Source organism: Pseudomonas syringae pv. cilantro (genome assembly GCF_001293775.1).
Classification (GTDB): Bacteria; Pseudomonadota; Gammaproteobacteria; order Pseudomonadales; family Pseudomonadaceae; genus Aquipseudomonas; species Aquipseudomonas syringae_P.
In genome coordinates this window covers 363,583-363,794 of sequence record NZ_LGLN01000013.1, presented here as the reverse complement: position 1 = coordinate 363,794, position 212 = coordinate 363,583, and the positions used below count along the sequence as shown (strand labels likewise).

Annotated in this window: 1 protein-coding gene; it reads left to right on the top strand. The window is 52.8% G+C overall.

Annotated features, from left to right (window positions below; genetic code table 11):
• Nucleotides 1-33: 33 nt before the first annotated feature.
• The coding region (locus tag ABJ99_RS28045; RefSeq protein ID WP_230080978.1) for a transposase at nucleotides 34-212 on the top strand (179 nt) is incomplete at its 3' end.

Here is a 212-nt window from a genome sequence, read left to right as displayed (position 1 = left end):
CAAGATTCGTCGCCTGACGGGTATAATCCGGGCATGAAACTGATGCCTGAAGATCTTCCTGACGATCCCGTTTTGCTTAAGCAGATGCTGCTTGAAGCGCAGGACGCCAAAGAAGCTTACGCCACCCACATCGTTGATCTGAAAGAACAGATCAAGCTGTTGCGCGACCGTCTGTTCGGACGCAAGTCCGAACAGACGGTCGAACCCAACAC